Annotated in this window: 15 protein-coding genes; 14 read left to right on the top strand and 1 reads right to left on the bottom strand. The window is 33.5% G+C overall.

What is annotated here, in order from left to right:
* Positions 1-10 precede the first annotated feature (10 nt).
* The 6 genes from ACTU6T_RS08345 to ACTU6T_RS08370 all read left to right on the top strand — a co-directional run bounded on the left by ACTU6T_RS08345 (position 11) and on the right by ACTU6T_RS08370 (position 11070).
* Positions 11-2440 (top strand): TIM-barrel domain-containing protein, encoded by a 2430-nt coding sequence (locus tag ACTU6T_RS08345; RefSeq protein ID WP_460217752.1) that lies wholly within the window; start codon positions 11-13, stop codon positions 2438-2440.
* A 6-nt stretch (positions 2441-2446) separates the two neighbouring features.
* Entirely contained in the window at positions 2447-4330 is a 1884-nt protein-coding gene (locus ACTU6T_RS08350) for an alpha-amylase family glycosyl hydrolase (protein ID WP_460217753.1), read from the top strand.
* A gap of 1 nt (position 4331) precedes the next feature.
* Positions 4332-5993, top strand: coding sequence for an alpha-amylase family glycosyl hydrolase (locus ACTU6T_RS08355; RefSeq protein WP_460217754.1), 1662 nt, complete (start codon positions 4332-4334; stop codon positions 5991-5993).
* 11 nt (positions 5994-6004) lie between these two features.
* A complete protein-coding gene (locus ACTU6T_RS08360; RefSeq protein WP_460217755.1) occupies positions 6005-8119 on the top strand; it encodes a glycoside hydrolase family 97 protein in 2115 nt (704 codons plus the stop codon).
* Positions 8120-8123: 4 nt separating this feature from the next.
* Entirely contained in the window at positions 8124-8594 is a 471-nt protein-coding gene (locus ACTU6T_RS08365) for a hypothetical protein (RefSeq protein WP_460217756.1), read from the top strand.
* Positions 8595-8694: 100 nt separating this feature from the next.
* Complete coding sequence (locus ACTU6T_RS08370) at positions 8695-11070, top strand: GAF domain-containing protein (protein ID WP_460217757.1); 2376 nt, start codon at positions 8695-8697, stop codon at positions 11068-11070.
* A 15-nt stretch (positions 11071-11085) separates the two neighbouring features.
* Here ACTU6T_RS08370 and ACTU6T_RS08375 read toward each other — a convergent pair whose 3' ends face one another.
* Entirely contained in the window at positions 11086-12303 is a 1218-nt protein-coding gene (locus ACTU6T_RS08375) for a Pycsar system effector family protein (protein ID WP_460217758.1), read from the bottom strand.
* Between the two features lie 180 nt (positions 12304-12483).
* Here ACTU6T_RS08375 and ACTU6T_RS08380 point away from each other — a divergent pair, with 180 nt between their 5' ends.
* From ACTU6T_RS08380 to ACTU6T_RS08415, 8 genes are read left to right on the top strand one after another with little or no spacing between them, the layout of a single operon-like run.
* Positions 12484-14043, top strand: a complete 1560-nt coding sequence (locus ACTU6T_RS08380) for a protein adenylyltransferase SelO (protein ID WP_460217759.1) — start codon at positions 12484-12486, stop codon at positions 14041-14043.
* Positions 14043-14294 carry a peptide methionine sulfoxide reductase gene (locus ACTU6T_RS08385; protein ID WP_460217760.1) on the top strand — a complete coding sequence of 84 codons (252 nt, stop codon included), beginning with the start codon at positions 14043-14045 and terminating at the stop codon, positions 14292-14294. The genes ACTU6T_RS08380 and ACTU6T_RS08385 overlap by 1 nt, the downstream gene beginning before the upstream one ends.
* On the top strand, positions 14291-15247 hold the full coding sequence (locus tag ACTU6T_RS08390; RefSeq protein WP_460217761.1) for an aldo/keto reductase: 957 nt from the start codon (positions 14291-14293) through the stop codon (positions 15245-15247). The genes ACTU6T_RS08385 and ACTU6T_RS08390 overlap by 4 nt, the downstream gene beginning before the upstream one ends.
* 6 nt (positions 15248-15253) lie before the next feature.
* A complete protein-coding gene (locus ACTU6T_RS08395) occupies positions 15254-15535 on the top strand; it encodes a DUF427 domain-containing protein (RefSeq protein ID WP_460217762.1) in 282 nt (93 codons plus the stop codon).
* On the top strand, positions 15536-16075 hold the full coding sequence (locus ACTU6T_RS08400; protein ID WP_460217763.1) for a peptide-methionine (S)-S-oxide reductase: 540 nt from the start codon (positions 15536-15538) through the stop codon (positions 16073-16075).
* Complete coding sequence (locus ACTU6T_RS08405; protein ID WP_460217764.1) at positions 16072-17289, top strand: bifunctional alpha/beta hydrolase/OsmC family protein; 1218 nt, start codon at positions 16072-16074, stop codon at positions 17287-17289. The genes ACTU6T_RS08400 and ACTU6T_RS08405 overlap by 4 nt, the downstream gene beginning before the upstream one ends.
* 22 nt (positions 17290-17311) lie before the next feature.
* Entirely contained in the window at positions 17312-18457 is a 1146-nt protein-coding gene (egtB, locus tag ACTU6T_RS08410; protein WP_460217765.1) for an ergothioneine biosynthesis protein EgtB, read from the top strand.
* Between the two features lies 1 nt (position 18458).
* Positions 18459-19403, top strand: coding sequence for an L-histidine N(alpha)-methyltransferase (locus tag ACTU6T_RS08415; protein ID WP_460217766.1), 945 nt, complete (start codon positions 18459-18461; stop codon positions 19401-19403).
* Positions 19404-19417: the final 14 nt, after the last annotated feature.

Here is a 19417-nt window from a genome sequence, read left to right on the forward strand (position 1 = left end):
ACTATATACGATGAAACATATAATATACATAGCATTAGTATTGATATCTCTTCATGTTGTTGGTGCTCAAAACTTAAATCGTATTTATGAATCTCATAATGAAGCTAATGGAAAGCTTCATGTAGTTACTAATGACGGAACTTATATATTCCAATTCTATTCCAAAGACATTATTGAAACAAGTTTTATTCCGAATGATGAATCCTTCATTAAGAACTCTCATGCAGTTGTATTAAAACCTAAAGTTGTTAAGACTAAGTATGCTTATTCTGGAAATCAAATTACTTATAAGTCTCCTGGAATATCAGTACATATTGCTACTAAACCATTTAAGATTAGTTACAATTATAATGGTGAAGAATTGACATCGGAAAAACGTGGTTATTTCAAAAGTCCACATGAACCAATGGACATGGTTAAAGGTAATATTATAGCTGATGAGACCGAAAAAATAGAATTTAACCTTACTAAAGACGAAGTGTTATATGGAGGTGGAGCACGTGCATTAGGGATGAACCGAAGAGGGCATAGGTTACCACTGTTTAATCGTGCTCATTACGGTTATGAAACCGAATCTATATTGATGAACTACACCTTGCCAATTATGATATCGTCAAATAGGTACATGATTCATTTTGATAATGCCCCAATTGGTTATTTAGATTTTGATAGTAAAAATAATAATACCTTAACTTATGAGACTGTTTCCGGTAGAAAAACCTACCAAATTATTACTGGAAATACCTGGGATAATCTTATTGATAATTACACAGATTTAACGGGGAAACAGCCAATGTTATCGCGTTGGGCTTTGGGTAATTTTTCGAGTAGATTTGGATATCATTCTCAAAAAGAAACCATAGAAACAATTGATAAGTTTAGAGCTGAAAACATTCCTGTAGATGCGATTATTTTAGATTTATATTGGTTTGGAAAGGATATTAAAGGAACCATGGGGAATTTAGAATTTTTAAGAGATTCATTTCCTAATCCTAAGCAAATGCTTAAAGATTTAAAATCTAAAAATGTAGAAACAATTTTAATTACTGAACCGTTTGTATTAACCACATCAAATCGTTGGGATGAGGCAGTAGAAAAGGAGATATTAGCGAAAGATTCTATTGGTAATCCTGCGACTTATGATTTTTACTTCGGAAATACAGGAATCATCGATATTTATGATAAAAAAGGGAATGCTTGGTTTAAAAAGATTTACAAAGATTTATCTAAGATTGGAGTCAACGGATTTTGGGGAGATTTAGGAGAACCTGAAGTGCATCCTAATTGGGTGAAACATGCGGCTGGCTCAGCTGAAGAGGTGCATAATATTTATGGGCATGATTGGGCAAAATTAGTATACGAATCTAGTTTGGAAGCCAATCCAGATAAACGACCTTTTATTCTAATGAGAGCTGGCTATTCAGGATCACAGCGTTATGGAATGGTACCATGGTCTGGAGATGTTAATCGTACTTGGGGCGGATTACAATCACAGTCAGAAATAGCACTTCAAATGGGAATGCAAGGCTTAGGTTATATGCACAGTGATTTAGGAGGGTTTGCAGGCGCAAACTTAGATGATGAATTGTATGTAAGATGGTTGCAGTATGGCGTATTTCAGCCGATTTACCGTCCGCACGCCCAAGAAGAAGTTGCAAGTGAGCCAGTGTTTAGAAGTGATAAAGCGAAGGCTTTGGCAAAAGAAGCTATAGAATTGCGATATCGCATGTTACCTTACAACTACAATTTGATGTTTAAAAACAGTCAAAAAGGAACCCCCTTAATGCGACCATTGTTTTTTGAAGAGGAAACCAATAACATACTTTTAGAAGATGATAGTCTCTTTTTTTGGGGTAATGATTTTCTAGTTTCTCCAGTAACTACTCAGACTGAAATTCAATCCATTTACTTCCCTAAGTCTTCCAATTGGTTCGACTTTTATTCAACAAAAATTTATAATGGTGGAAGTGTAACGACTTATAAATTAGAAGAAAATACTATTCCAACTTTTGTTCGAGGAGGTGCATTTATTCCAATGACAAAGACCATTCAGTCTACTTCAGAATATGACGCTAATGATTTAATTGTTCACTACTATTTTGACCCTTCTGTAAAAGTTAGTGAACGAAAATTCTATAATGATGACGGGTTAACGGTAAATGCTTTTGAAAAAGGAGCCTATGAAACCTTCCAATTTAAAGGAACAAAAAAAGGGCGATGTCTAGAGATTGAACTTAAAGCTGAAATAGGGAAGAATTATAAAGCACAATATAAAACGATTACACTCGTGGTTCGAAATATAACTAATCAGCCTAAGCGAATCAAAATTGGGAAAAAGACGGTTAACGGGATTTGGAATAGTAAAAAACAAACACTTACTATTCCTGTAAAATGGAATACAGCCGAAGACAAAAACATCAAAATCAAATTCAAAAAATAATCCAAAATGAAACATGTAAAGCTATTCGTATTAACAATGACACTTGTGAGTTTCTTTGGATGTAAAAACGAAGATAAAACTATAAGAAAACCCTCTAAATCAACTATAGAATTGAAGCAGAAAAAAGTTGTGTATCAGGTATTTACTAGGCTTTTTGGAAACACGAACACCACCAATACACCTTGGGGATCGTTAGATGAAAATGGTGTTGGAAAGTTTAATGATTTTACTGATAAAGCCTTAAAAGAAATTAAAGATTTAGGAGTGACGCATATTTGGTATACTGGTGTCCCACATCATGATGTTATTACAGATTATACTGAATATGGTATTCCTAACGATGATCCAGATATTGTAAAAGGAAGAGCAGGATCACCCTATGCAGTTAAGGATTATTATAATGTAAATCCTGATCTTGCCGAAAATGTAGACAACCGTTTGCAAGAATTCGAGGCACTAATTGAGCGTTCACATAAAGCAGGCTTAAAAGTCATCATCGATATTGTACCTAATCATGTAGCGCGAAATTATCAGAGTTTGTCTAATCCTAAAGGGACTTCCGATTTTGGTGCAGAAGACGATACAACAGTGACTTATCATGTGAATAATAACTTTTACTATAATCCAGGAGAAGCATTTAAAGTACCAGAGTGGAAAAATGATTATAAACCCTTAGGTGGCGAAAACCATAAAATGGCAGATGGAAAATTTAAAGAAAACCCTGCTAAGTGGACTGGCAATGGATCTCGTGCCTCGCAACCCGACATGTATGATTGGTATGAGACTGTTAAAGTAAATTATGGTGTAAGCCCTGAAGGGAAAAAAGACTTTGAAGAATTACCTGAAGGGTTTGATAATGAAGATTACAAAAAACACCTCGAGTTTTGGACTGATAAATCGATTCCAAGTTCATGGAAAAAATTTAAGGATATCACTTTGTATTGGACCGCTAAGGGCGTTGATGGCTTTAGATATGATATGGCAGAAATGGTGCCAGTAGAATTTTGGAGTTATATGAATTCTCATATTAAAATGGTAAACCCTAATGCCTTTTTATTAGCCGAGGTTTATAATCCTAGTTTGTACAGAGACTATATTAAAAAAGGGAAAATGGATTACCTCTATGATAAAGTGCAGTTGTACGATACCATTAAGCATGTCATGCAAGGCCATGGAAAAACCGATAATATTCCTCCAATTCAAGAAGATTTAAAAGATATTGAACATCATATGCTTCATTTTTTAGAAAACCATGATGAACAACGTATCGCAAGCCCAGATTTTGCAGGTAGCGCTTTAAAAGGTAAACCTGCAATGGTGGTGTCCTCAACCATTAGTACTGCGCCAACTATGGTGTATTTTGGCCAAGAGTTTGGAGAGCCTGGAGCTGAAGATTTAGGGTTTGGTGATCCTACTCGAACTTCAATTTTTGACTATGGAAGTGTGCCAAGTCTAGTGCGCTGGACAAATAACAAACAGTTTGATGGAGGTCAGTCAACATTAGAAGAAAAGGAACTTCGAGATTTTTACAAACGTCTTTTGAATTTCACGATTCAGAGTAATGCATTAGCAGGAAAATACCAAGATATTCATTCTTATAATCGAAGAAACACTCAAAATTATAATGATAAAGTATTGTCCTTTGTACGATGGAGCGATGACGAACAACTCATAATAGTTTCAAATTTTGATGCTGAAAACAATCAAGAATTCGATTTAAAACTTTCAGAAGATATTATTACAACTTGGAATTTAGATAACAATACTTATGAATTAACAGATCAACTCTATAATTCATTTACAACTCAATTAACGGTTGCAAGTGGTCAAGGTTTGGCTAAGATTACCTTAAAACCATTGCAATCGTTAATACTCAAATTAAAAAAATAGTATGAAGAATAGTTTGTTTTTATTACTCGTCGTAATCCTACTAGTTAATTGTAAATCTCAAACAAACGATAGTAGTTTGGTGCAAAAGGAAAAAGTACCATTTGTATGGCAAGGCGCTAATGTGTATTTTTTATTGACAGATCGTTTCAATAATGGAGACAAGTCAAACGATGTTAATTTTAATAGAAATAAAGAAACAGCGGTTTTAAGAGGTTTTGAAGGTGGTGATTTAAAAGGTGTGACCCAAAAAATTGAGGAAGGTTATTTTACCAATTTAGGTATCAATGCCATTTGGATGACACCAATCGTAGAGCAAATTCATGGAGGAACAGATGAAGGCACAGGAGTTACTTATGGATTTCATGGTTATTGGACAAAAGATTGGACATCAATCGATCCTAATTATGGGACAAAAGCAGATTTAAAACAATTGGTTGAAGCAGCTCATGCTAAGGGTATTCGTGTCCTTCTCGACGCCGTAATTAATCACACCGGACCAGTAACAGAAAAAGATCCTGTTTGGCCAAGTGATTGGGTGAGAACAGAGCCTCAGTGTAAATACAGTAATTACGAAAATACCATCACTTGTACTTTAGTGAAAAACTTACCAGATATCAAAACCGAAAGCAATGATGCTGTTGATTTACCACCTCAATTAGTAGACAAATGGAAAGCTGAAGGTCGCTATGAACAAGAAATAGCTGAACTCGATGCTTTTTTTGAACGTACAGGCTATCCTAGAGCTCCCCGTTTTTATATTATGAAATGGTTAACTGATTATATTACTGAATTTGGTATTGATGGCTATAGATGTGATACTGTAAAACATACCGAAGAATTTGTTTGGGAAGAATTTAAAACTGAATGCGATTATGCTTTTGCTGAGTATAAAAAGAACAACCCACATAAAGTGCTAGATGACAATGATTTTTATTTAGTTGGAGAGGTCTATAATTATGGAATTAGTAGTGGAAAATTATTTGATTTTGGAGATAAAAAAGTGAATTATTTTGATGATATGTTTACAAGTCAAATCAATTTTGAATTCAAATGGAATGCAAAGCAATTGCCTATTGAGGAGTTCTTCTCAAAGTATGATGAAAAGCTTCAAAACGAACTAAAAGGTTATGGTGTTTTAAACTATTTAAGTTCTCATGACGACGGACAGCCTTTTGATCCAGAACGCGAAAAACCTTATGAAACAGCAACTAAATTGTTATTAGCACCTGGGACATCTCAAGTCTATTATGGAGATGAATTGGCTAGAAGTTTGATTGTGGAAGGCGCAGAAGGTGATGCAAATTTGCGTTCCAAAACCAATTGGAAGGATTTAAAAATGTTGACAAAGACGAAATCTATTTTAATTCATTGGCAAAAACTAGGGCAGTTTAGAGCAAATCATCCTGCTGTTGGTGCGGGAAAACATCAAATGATTTCTGAAACTCCTTATGTGTTTTCTAGGCAATTTATTGATGGATCTTTTGAAGATAAGGTGGTCATAGGTTTGAATCTAGATATTGGAAAAAAATCAATTCAAGTTGGAGGTGTTTTTGAGGATGGCCAAGTTTTATTAGAAGCATATTCTAATCAGGATGTAACTGTATCGAATGGTAAAGTTGAATTAGATTCTGAACTTACCACAGTGCTACTAGAAGAACAATAAATTACTATAAAATGAGAATATATATTTTAATTGTATTAATGCTGATTGTACAGTCTTGTAATACATCTGAAGACCAAATTTTTGAGACGATGTCTGCAAATGGGACTCTTAAACTTACATTTAATCTTTCTTCAGAAGGTGAGCCTTATTATATAGTAAAGCGAAATAATGTCGTCGTTATTGATACGTCGTATTTAGGTTTTGAATTTAAAAATACGGCAGCATTTGATAAAAACTTTAGCATTAAAAAATCTGAAACAAAAACCGTTGATGAGACTTGGCAAATGCCTTGGGGAGAGCAATTAGACGTTGTCAATAATTACAATGAATTAAAGATAATGTTACAAGAGAATGTTTCTCCCGAACGGTATCTAAATATTGTATTTAGGGTTTATGATGATGGCATTGGTTTTAGATATGAGTTTCCGGAACAAGCACAATTAAATGAGGTTGAGATTACCGAAGAACACACCCAGTTTAATCTCACTCAAGATTATAAAACATTTTGGATTCCAGGAGATTGGGATATATATGAACATTTATATAGTACAACAAAATTATCTGAGATAGATGCAGTTGAATATTCTAATCATGTGAATCTAGCTCAAACGTATATTCCAGAAAATGCAGTTAATACACCAGTTACTATGGTAGGTGATGATGGACTCCATTTGAGCTTTCATGAAGCAGCACTTATTGATTATTCTGGAATGACCTTAAAAGTTGATACAGAAAACCTTAACCTTAAAAGCCACTTAGTGGGCTCAAAAAATTTAGATTATAAAGTTAAAAGAAGCCTTCCTTTCAATACGCCTTGGCGTACCATACAAATTACAGATAAAGCTTCAGATTTGATAGAGTCTAACCTTATCGTTAACCTTAATGAACCCAATAAATTAGGAAATGTATCCTGGTTTAAACCTATGAAATATACTGGTGTTTGGTGGGAAATGCACTTAGGTAAATCGTCTTGGGATTATGGTATGGAGATGGTTGATGGCAAATGGACAGATACTGGTAAGGCACATGGTCGACATGGTGCTACAACAGAAAATGTTAAACGGTTCATTGATTTTTCAGCAAAGAATAATATTGGAGGTGTTTTAGTTGAAGGTTGGAATACTGGCTGGGAAAGATGGATTGGCTTTGAGGATCGCGAAGGTGTTTTTGATTTTGTAACAACATATCCAGATTATGATATCGATGAGGTGGTTAGATATGGAAAAGAGAAGGGTGTAGATATTATTATGCATCATGAAACTTCTGCTGCTACAGAAACTTATGAAAAACAGCTAGATACAGCATATGCATTGATGCAAAAATATGGGATGCATGCTGTAAAATCTGGTTATGTGGGCCGAATTTTACCAAAAGGTGAATATCACCACGGACAATACATGGTTAATCAATATAACGATGCAGCAATCAAGGCGGCAAACTATGAAGTAGCTGTTAACGCTCATGAGCCAATTAAAGCGACTGGACTTAGGAGGACGTATCCCAATATTATTTCAAGAGAAGGACTTCGTGGACAAGAATTTAACGCTTGGGCTGAAGATGGCGGTAATCCACCAGAACATTTACCAATTGTTGCTTTTACCAGAATGTTGGCTGGCCCTATAGATTTTACGCCTGGAATTTTCAATATTAAATTTGATGAATATAAAGATAATAATCAAGTAAATACAACACTTGCACAACAGTTAGCTTTGTATGTGGTCATCTATAGCCCAATACAAATGGCTGCCGATTTGGTAGAGCATTATGAAGCTAATCCTGAACCCTTGCAATTTATTAAAGATGTAGGTGTTAACTGGGATGATACTAAAGTTTTAAATGGTGAAGTTGGTGAGTATGTGACTATTGCTAGAAAAGAACGTGAAACAGGACATTGGTTTTTAGGCAGTATAACAGATGAAAACTCTAGAACTTTAAACATAAATTTTGACTTTTTAGATATAAATCAAGACTATGTAGCAACTATATATAAAGATGCTAAAGACGCGCATTGGGATGAAAACCCATTAGCAATTGATATAGAAACTTTGACCGTTAATAATAGCTCCAAACTAACATTGAAATTGGCCGAAGGTGGTGGTTGTGCCATAAGTATAATTAAAAAATAATAAGATGAAAAAGATAGTCCTGATAGCAGCTCTCTTTTGTTCTGTGTTTTGTTTTGCTCAAGTAGGTATTGGGACAACAAATCCGAAGAGTACTTTAGATATTAATGGTAATTTATCTCTAAAGGTTGTGGATTTAAATGGAGGAAATTTTGCAAATAAAACTCCAATTGATAATGGTACCTATATCAATTTAAATCCTAATAATGGAGGTGTTAATGCAGGTAATGATTTTGAATTACCAGATGCAGCAGCAGTGCCTGGTCGTATTTATATCCTAAGAAATAGAAAAGATGCCGATGCAGCTTATATTTATTCGGCAGGAGGAGATATGTTTACTGGAGATAGTCGTACTGCTGTAACACAACCCTATCAAATGGACTCTGATGCTGATGCAAATGGTGGTTCTCCTTCAAAAACCATAATTGTTATTAGTGATGGGATAAATTGGACTGTAGGATTTTTCAATAGAGATTAATCATTTGTCAAATACGCTTGTAACATTTAAGCTGTAAGAAAGTCTTATTAAAAGCGACTAATCTTTTAATTCGTAACTTTGTATGCACTTAAGCGTTAGTATGAATGATATCAATGAACATCTAGACTCTCCCTTTAGACTTGAAGTGAGTTTCGATAAGATTTTGAAGCATTATGAAACCTTGTCTCAAAATGAAGACGAATTCATAGCAGCTAAAGCACGTCGTGTTTTGAAAACCGCAGCTGGCTTTCCTGAACTACGTGAAGGTATTACAGATCCTGCAGAGTTAGTTAAAAGAGAGAAAGAAATTCGGATAATTCTTCAAGATTCTTTTAGCCCTATTTTGACAAATAATGAAATTAAAACGGCTTCAGTTCCGTTTCATAATCTTATTTTTAATTCATCAGAACGTTTTAAAGCTATTATTGAAGCTGCTGGTGATGATTTTGAATTAGAAATCAAAAACATGCCTAAAGATGATAAATACATTATTGCCTGTACTATCATTTTAGCATTTTGCTATGGTCATCACATCAATTTTAAAAGACCATTTTATTATGAAATCCCTGATGCTAATGGCATCATGCAGTATTATAAAATCTTGTATAATGCAGATTTTACTGAAATAATACCTAATGGAGAGGTGCCAAAAATCACTCAAAAAGATGTAGATGAGTTATTGGATAATTTTGAAAATATGGCCTTGTGGAAAGAGAAATTCCCACCAAATAGTTATACGTTTAAAGGCTTCGTGATTTCTAATATATTTAATGTAACTGATGATCAATCGATATCGAACATTAAGTCGAGTTTAATTGGTGAAGATAAACGAAAGGATGAAGGTTTCATGGAAGATTTTCATCAGATATTTCAATCTTTACTCGGGTTAAAAAATATTAAAGTAGGATTCTCAATTTATAATGAAGAAGAGGATACGTTCGAACGTGTGTATGGTGTTGGAATGAATAGTTATTTGTTAAATCAACTAGAAGCTAATCAATGTTCTGATGCTTTATGCAGTATGTCATATAAAACCTTACTGAAAGACAATAAATTCTATGCAGTATCTGACGTTGATAAATATTATAAATTATCAAAAGGAAAAGCACCTCAATACAAAACTTTAAAAGAACAACATATAAAGAGCGCTATTTTAGCACCAATTGCTAATGATGAAGGTTTGATGGGGATTCTTGAAATTGTTTCAGAGCAACCTAAAGTTTTAAATAGTATAAATGCTAATAAATTAGCAGATGTTATGCCATTTATTGTGTCTGCTGTAGAACGTTCTAAAAGTGATGAAGAGAATTTAATAGAAGCCATTATACAGCAAGAATGTACGTCGATTCATCCAAGTGTGAATTGGAGATTTGAAAAGGAAGCAAGAAACTTCATCAAAGATCAACTTAATGGTGTTGAGCCAAGCTTTAATAAGATAGCTTTCGATAATATTTATCCTTTATATGGTCAAATAGATATTAAGGGATCTTCAGAAGCAAGAAATTCTGCCACTCAGAAAGACTTAAAAATTCAATTACAATCTATTAAGTCCATAATCGAAAATGCAATTAAGGTAGAAGAGTTGCCAATTTATGAACAATTCTTGTATCAAATTAAAAACTACTTAGATGGTTTAGATCACCATTTTCAAGTAGATAGTGAGCAGCAAATTTCAGCATTTATAAAACAAGATATAGACCCTTTACTTCTACACTTTAAAGATGTAGAACATTTAAAAGAGGAGGTAAATACATATTTTGAAAGTATAGATGATAAAGTAAATGTTTTATATAGACATAGAAAAGATTACGATGATACTATAGCATTGATTAATAAAGAAATGGCTGCGCTTTTAGATAAAAAGCAAATAAGTGCCCAGGCCATGTATCCTCATTATTTTGAGCGTTTTAAAACCGATGGCGTAGAGCACAATATGTATATTGGAGAATCAATTACCAAAGAAGATTCTTTCAACCCTATTTACTTATATAATTTAAGATTGTGGCAACTTCAGGTTATGTGCGAAATGGAAAATTCATTTTATTTAATGCAGTCAGATTTTCCAGTTAAACTCGATGTTGCATCTATGGTCTTGGTGTTTAATCAACCATTATCTATAAGTTTTAGAATGGATGAAAAACAATTTGATGTCGATGGAACATACAATGCTAGATATGAAATTGTAAAAAAGCGTGTTGATAAAGCATATATCAAAGGAACTACAGAACGCGTTACTCAAAAAGGAAAAATAAGTATCGTCTATTCTCAAAAACAAGATGAAATAGAATATTTAAGATATATCAAATTTCTACAGTCTAAAAAATATTTAGATGATGATGTTGAAATCGTTGAATTGCAAGATCTGCAAGCCGTTACTGGGCTCAAAGCGATCAGGGTAAGTGTATTGTATCATAAAGATAAAGATGATAAATCTTTTTACACTTATGATGATTTGATGAAAGAAATTAATGCCTAATGTTTTAGCTGAAATTTAAGTTATTACATCTTCTGGTCTAATCCCAGCATATTGAAAGGCTACAGCAAAAGAGATTACACTTATAACAATGCCAATCATAAAAACAGTATAGGTGAGCCTTAATAAGCTGTATTTTCTATTCAATACTAAGCCAAGAAAGTATAGATCTTTGGTAAGTGAGCCATATAGATAATCTCGATCTTGCATCATTTCTGTCATAGCCCATTCAAATTCATCCAGTTTCATTTTATGGAAATTTCCAAAGAATAATAGATTCACTTTTTTGTTAGCGACATCTTCTTTTGTAAACTTTCCACTTGTTACATTTGGTCGAGTGGCTAATACAGAAAGCACAATAGAAGCTACAGTAAAAGCAGCGAAAATTGCTGTTGGCCAAATCAAATAGTCATTGGAAGGATTATCAAGTTTAGAAACTAAGTTTGATAAGACCAAAGAAATAATAATAGCATTTACAGACAATAGAATGTTAGCCTTAGTATCAGCAATGTCGCTTAAGGTGATATGATTACGAAGCGCCACTCTAAACATGGTTTCAATACCTCGTTCGGGAAGTTCGATTTTGTTTTTTTTGAAATCAAGTTCTGCTTTTTTTTGTTTCAATTTTGAACTTTCCAAGCTTAATTTCTTTTGGTTTTTCAATAATTGAGATAAGTTTTTACCTTTTTGTTTTTCCCAATTAGCAGAAGCATAATCAGTATAAAATCGATGCTGATGCGTTAAAAATTGAATATTTTCATTGAGCCATTCAGATTCACTAAGTGATCTGTCACAAGTGAGTTCCCATTCTTTTCTTAAAAGCTCGCATATATCTTTATAATTTTTACTTGCCAAATGCGAACTATCGGCATCTCTAATAATTTTTTCTAATTCATTATTTGGTTCATAGCCCATTTTAGTTGCTAATATCAATTGTGAGATACTATTAATGTCATTTTGGGACACATTTTGATTTTTAAGAAATGCACTGGCTATTTGAGCACTTTCTTCTTCATGGTTTTTTGGGTCTTTAATATATCCGGTGTCATGAAACCAAGCAGCAATAACTAAATGATTCGTTTGAGTTTCATCCAATTGGGCAGCCTCAATAAGTTCTTTAGTCTTTTCAACTACTCTTTGTGTATGTGGTAGATTATGATAGGTGAATGTGGTTTCCAAATTATCATTTAGAAGTTTTATCACATGCTTTTCAACTTCGTTCGTAAGTAAATCCATAAAGACTTTAAGTTTATTTAGTAAAAATACTAAACTTTAATTAATGAGATATTTTGTCGTAAATTAGTTGTATCCTTTCAAAACCTTAACTTGGCTCTTGGTAATTTTTCATGAAGGATAACGACCAATTTTCCAATAAATTATAAAATATAGAAATGCTTTTTTAGCATAATATCAATAATGAATCTCAATATAAAACATACGTTTACAACAGCCTTGCCTGCAGATCCTGTATTGGAAAACACCAGACGTCAGGTTAAAGAAGCTTGTTTTTCATATGTAAATCCAAAACATACAAAGCAACCCGAAATTCTTCATGTCTCTTCAGAAATGGCCCAAGCATTAGGAATGTCTGATGATGTGATCAATGAAAGCTTTGTTAAGATTTTTACTGGGAATGAAGTTTTACCAAATACAGAGCCCTATGCCATGTGTTATGGTGGGCATCAATTTGGAAATTGGGCAGGCCAGTTAGGCGATGGTAGAGCGATTAATTTATTTGAAGTTGAACATGATGATAAACAATGGACAGTACAGCTTAAAGGTGCTGGAGAAACTCCCTACTCAAGAAGTGCTGATGGTTTAGCTGTATTGCGTTCATCTATTCGTGAGTACTTATGCAGTGAAGCGATGTTTCATTTAGGAATTCCAACCACAAGAGCTTTGTCTTTAGCATTGTCTGGTGATGAGGTGATGAGAGATATGTTGTATGATGGAAATTCGGCATATGAAAAAGGAGCAATTGTTTCTCGTGTTGCACCTTCGTTTTTGCGTTTTGGAAGCTTTGAAATATTTGCGGCTCGTCAAGATCATAAGACTTTAAAAACATTAGTAGATTTTACAATTAAGCATCATTTCCCACATTTAGGAATGCCTTCAAAGTCTGTTTATATTGATTTTTTTGCTGAAGTGTCTGAGCGAACATTAGATATGATTATCCATTGGCAACGAGTAGGTTTTGTACATGGTGTGATGAATACTGATAATATGTCTATTCTTGGGCTTACCATAGATTATGGGCCTTATGGATGGTTAGAAGGCTTTGATTTTGGTTGGACGCCCAATACAACCGATAGGCATCATAAGCGCTATCGCTTCGGAAATCAGCCCAATATAGGACTCTGGAACTTATACCAACTTGCTAACGCTTTATATCCACTTATTGAAGAGACAGAGCCTCTTGAAACCATTTTAGAACAGTATAAAACTGATTTTGAAAAGAAATCCCTTAAAATGATGCAATCTAAATTAGGTTTGACATTAAATGAGATTACAGATAATGAACTGATTCAAGATCTGGAAGATACTTTGTTGCTCACGGAAACGGATATGACTTTATTCTTCCGAAATTTGAGTGACTTCAAAAAAGGCGATGCTAAAAAAGGCTTAGAGATTGTTAAGGATGCGTTTTATGTGCCTAATGAAGTCTCTGATAAAAATGCACAACAATGGAGAAATTGGTTTGAAAGTTATGATTTAAGGCTAGAAAAGGAGTCACTTTCTGATGCTGAACGAAAAGTAAATATGAATGCTGTAAACCCTAAATATGTTTTAAGGAATTATATGGCTCAATTGGCTATTGATGACGCTAATAAAGGCAATTATAAATTAATTGATGATTTATTTCAATTATTGAAGCAGCCTTATGCAGAACAACCTGAAAACGAGAAGTGGTTTTCTAAACGCCCTGATTGGGCTAGGCATAAAGTGGGGTGTTCCATGTTATCTTGTAGTTCTTAATGTCAGTTTTAGATAGAATTTTGCTACTCCCAAAAGGTTATAGTGAAGTTACATTTCAGCATAAAAAATATGGTATAACTCGAACTGATTTTAATCAAGGTAAAAGTATAAAAGTATATGCTGAAGAGTTATCTGGCAACGATTTTATTAGTTTGAATTATTATATAACATCTAATGAAGAATTACTCAAGCCTTGTGAAATGCCTGAGGATAAAGTCATACAATTTTTAAACGATATGAGATTGATATGAATATTAGAAATGGAATAGGGCTTGGAACTGCAGCTTTGGGTAGACCTCAGTACATCAATGTGCGTCAAGAACAAGATAAGAAAGTCAGTTTGGAAGTATTTAGAGCTCAAGGTTTTCAAATTCTTGAACAAGCTTATACTTTAGGTCTGCGTTATTTTGATACGGCTCCTGGATATGGATTGGCAGAACAGTTACTTTTAGATTGGCTAAAAACTAAATCTGACCCCTCAATTCAAATCGCGACAAAATGGGGGTATACCTACGTCGCTAATTTTGATCCAAATGCGAAAATTCATGAAGTGAAAGAGCACAGTCTAAATAAGTTAAATGAACAATGGAATATATCTAAAGCATTTATGCCTCATTTGAAAGTGTATCAAATTCATTCTGCAACTTTTGAGACAGGTGTTTTGAAAAATGAGGCTGTTTTAAATCGCTTAGCAGCTTTGAAAAATGAGCATGATTTAGATATCGCAATCACTACTACTGGAGCAAACCAAATAGAAGTCCTTAAGCAAGCATTAGATATCTCTGTTAATGGAACACAATTATTTGACGCATTTCAAGTCACCTATAATATTTTAGATCAAAGTTTAAGTGACCTGTATACTGAGTTGCACTCTCAAAATAAGCGGATCATAATAAAAGAAGCTTTGGCAAATGGTCGTTTGTTTCGAAATGAAAAGTATGCACATTACTTTAAGTTGTATATGGTTTTAGAAGGATTGTCGCAAAAGTACCAAGTTGGAGTTGATGCTATTGCATTAAAATTTTGCCAACAAACAGTGACAAATAGTATCGTATTAAGTGGTGTTTCAAATGTGGCACATTTAGAATCTAATTTGAAAGTTAATTCATTTCAGTTATCACAATCAGATATAGAAATTCTTAAGGATTTTAGTATTAGTGCGACCAACTATTGGAACGAACGAAAACAATTACACTGGAATTAAATAATTATGAAAGCAATTTGGAATAATCAAGTTATCGCAGAGAGTGACAACACAGTTGTCATTGAAAATAATCACTACTTTCCACATGAAAGTATTAAAAAAGAATTCTTCAAACCTAGTGAGACGCATACCACATGTGCATGGAAAGGAGAGGCATCGTATTACACATTAGAGGTGGATGGTAAAGAAAATAAAGATGCTGCTTGGTTTTATCCTGAAGTATCACCATTAGCAAAATCTATTGAAGGATATGTTGCATTTTGGCGAGGTGTTGAGGTAGTAAAATAAATGGAAATCACGCATAAAATAGGGTTTGGTGGTGGTTGTCATTGGTGTACTGAAGCTGTATTTCAATCATTAAGAGGCGTTTTAAAAGTTGAGCAAGGTTATATAGCCTCTACAGAAATGTATTCTAGCTTTTCAGAAGGCGTTGTTGTTACATTTAACCCAGAAATAGCACCTTTAAAATTATTAATAGAGATTCATATATTAACACACAAGAGTGATAAAAAACATTCTATGCGAGATAAATATAGATTAGCAATTTATACGTTTTCAGATGGGCAAAAAAACCACTCTCAGGATATTTTGAAGCTAATAAAAGCCAATTCTAATCATAATTTAATTACTTCTGTTTTAGAGTTTTCGGAATTTAAATCTTCTCGAGAGGAAATATTAAATTACTATTATAATAACCCTGAAAAACCGTTTTGTAAGACCTTTATCAACCCAAAATTAAAATTGCTTTTAGAATCTTACTCAGATTATGTAGATACAGATAAATTAAGTCATTTAATAAAGAATCAACCATTAGAACAGATTATATGAATAGTGAAAAATTAAAAATTGAGAACCAAAAAGGACATAAGTTGCAAGCACATTTAGAGTTGCCAGCTAATCAGAAACCTAATTATTTTGCCATTTTTGCTCACTGCTTTACATGTAGTAGTTCGTTAGGAGCTGTGAAGCATATAAGTAGATCATTAACTAGTCATGGGTTTGGTGTAGTTCGTTTTGATTTTACTGGGTTGGGTCGAAGTGAAGGCGAATTTGCTGAGAGTCATTTTTCTGCTAATGTTGATGACCTAATAGCAGTTAATAAGTACCTGAAAGAACATTATGAAGCACCATCTTTATTAGTTGGTCATTCGCTTGGAGGTGCCGCAGTTTTAGTTGCAGCATCAAAATTAGATAACATTAAAGCTGTTGCAACTATTGGTGCACCAGCAACTGTAAGTCATGTAAAACATTTGTTTTCTCATGGAATAGAAGATATCAAAAACAAGGGAAAAGTAGAGGTTAATATTGGTGGAAGACCATTTAAAATTGATGAAGAGTTTGTGTCAGATTTTGATAAAACAGATTTACCAAAGATTGTTAAAGCTATGCGTAAACCTTTACTTATTCTACATTCTCCAATAGATACTATTGTTAGCGTAAACAATGCTCAAGACATATATCATAATGCGCATCATCCTAAGAGTTTTGTGAGTTTGGATAATGCAGACCACCTATTGAGTAATCCTCAAGATAGTTCGTATGTTGGCGATATGATAGGTACTTGGGTAACACGATATTTTCCGCAAATTGAAAATAAAATGTTAGATACTAGTGGTGAGCAATTAGTGGCGCATCTTAATCTCAAAGAAGATAATTTCACTACAACCATTCAAACATCAAAGCATAGTTTTATTGCCGATGAACCAGCTTCGGTTGGTGGTGACGATTTTGGGCCTTCTCCTTATGATTTTTTAAGTGCTGGATTGGCAGCTTGTACAGTAATGACCTTAAAGTTATATGCCGAACGAAAGCAATGGGATTTGCAAGAAGTATATGCACATATTACTTATTCTAAAAAGCATAGTGATGATTTAATGATCGATGTTGAAAAACCGACTCGTATTGATCATTTGTCTAAAAAATTAACTTTTATTGGTAACTTAGACGATTCGCAGCGTCAACGACTAAAAGAAATTGCTTCAAAATGCCCAGTTCATAAAACATTACAGAATGAAGTAATTATTGACACAGAACTCATTTAATTTAAATTTTCAGCACCAATCAATGACCTTAAAAGATTTGTATTTAAATACCAGACAGCGATTTGTCACAATATGTAAATCACTAAAAATTGAAGACTATTCGTTACAACCTGAGGTGTTTGTTTCTCCGCCCAAATGGCACTTAGCTCATAGTACCTGGTTTTTTGAACAGTTTGTGCTTTCAGAATTTAAAACAGGTTATCACGTTTTTGATGATGATTTTGCCTATTTATTCAATAGTTATTACAACAATGCTGGTAAGCGGGTACTAAGACCCAATCGCGGATTAATGTCACGACCAACAGTTGATGACGTGTATCATTATCGTGATTATGTTGACAAACACATGATGGAGCTATTATCTGAGAATTTAACGGACAATGTTAAGTCCATTATTGAACTAGGGATTCAGCATGAACAACAACATCAAGAATTGTTCTACTATGATATTAAATATATTTTAGGTCACCAACCTACATTTCCAACTCTTGAAAATGGCATATGTTTAGTCGAAATAGAACAAGCTTCAAAGTGGTTAGCAATAGACGAAGGGGTTTATAATATTGGACATGATGGCGATTCGTTTTGTTATGACAATGAACTCGGAAAGCATAAGGTGTTTTTGCATGATTTTGAAATCTCAGATCAATTGGTGACTAATGCAGAATATATGGCATTTATAAACGCTGGAGGCTATCAAGATTTCAATTTATGGCATGCTGAAGGGTGGGATTTTATTCAAGAGCATAACATTAAGTCGCCAAAATATTGGCATAAAGTTGATGGTAAATGGCATCATTATACTTTGAATGGGTTTAAAGCAGTAAATCCTAAAACTCCGGTAAGTCATCTGAGTTTTTATGAAGCTTATGCTTTTGCCGAATGGAAACAAATGCGTTTGCCTACAGAATTTGAATGGGAAATAGCATCTCAATATTTTAACTTTGGACAGCTATGGGAATGGACCAACAGTGCATATCTCCCATATCCAAATTTCTCAAAAGCCCCAGGAGCTTTGGGAGAATACAACGGAAAATTTATGGTGAATCAAATGGTGCTCCGAGGCGCATCTGTTGCAACATTTAAAAATCATAGCAGACCAACATATCGTAATTTTTTTCATCCGCAAATGAGATGGCAATTTTCAGGGATTAGACTCGTAAAATGATATGAACAATACTTTTGCAAAAGACATTATTGAGGGATTAAGCACGACACAAAAACACTTGTCTTCAAAATATTTTTATGATGACAACGGGAGTCGGATATTTCAGGAAATCATGCAAATGCCTGAATATTATTTAACCGATTCTGAATTTGAAATTCTCTCACTTCAAGCACAACAAATAGTTAGATCATTAGATTTTCAACAAGAATTTAATATCATAGAATTAGGTGCTGGAGATGGGTTTAAAACTTTTAAACTTTTAGAGTACCTTGTAAATAATTCAATAGTGTTTAATTATATACCCATTGATATTTCTCAAGAAGCTATAGATATTCTAACCGAGAAATTAAAAACACGGTTACCTAAATTGTCTATTCGACCGCAAGTTGGAGATTATTTTGAAATTCTCAAGGAAACATCAAAAACTAATACACCGAGTTTGTTGTTGTTTTTAGGGAGTAATATTGGAAATTATTTGGATAATAAAGCTGTCGATTTATTGAAGCTGTTTAATGAAAATATGAATGTCAACGATAAGCTGCTCATTGGAATGGATTTGAAGAAAAATCCAATTATAATACATGAGGCTTATTATGATAAAACTGGAGTTACAAAACGATTTAATTTAAACTTACTCATAAGAATTAATAGAGAGTTTAACGCCGATTTTAAAATTGATGATTTTGATTTCTATTGTCATTACAACCCTTTAAATGGTGAAGTAAAAAGTTATATAGTGAGTCTTAAAGCACAAAAGGTATATATTAAAAAATTAGATAGAATTATTGAATTTCAACAAAATGAATTGATCTGGACAGAATTGTCTAAAAAATATACGATTTCAGAAATAGAGGCCTTAGCAACTAAAGCTAATTTCAGTGTAAAACAACATTTTCTAGATTGTAAGCACTATTTTACTGATAGCCTTTGGGAGAAATTAGCTTAAGAATCAATATCTTT

It is taken from the genome of Psychroserpens citreus (assembly GCF_055686305.1).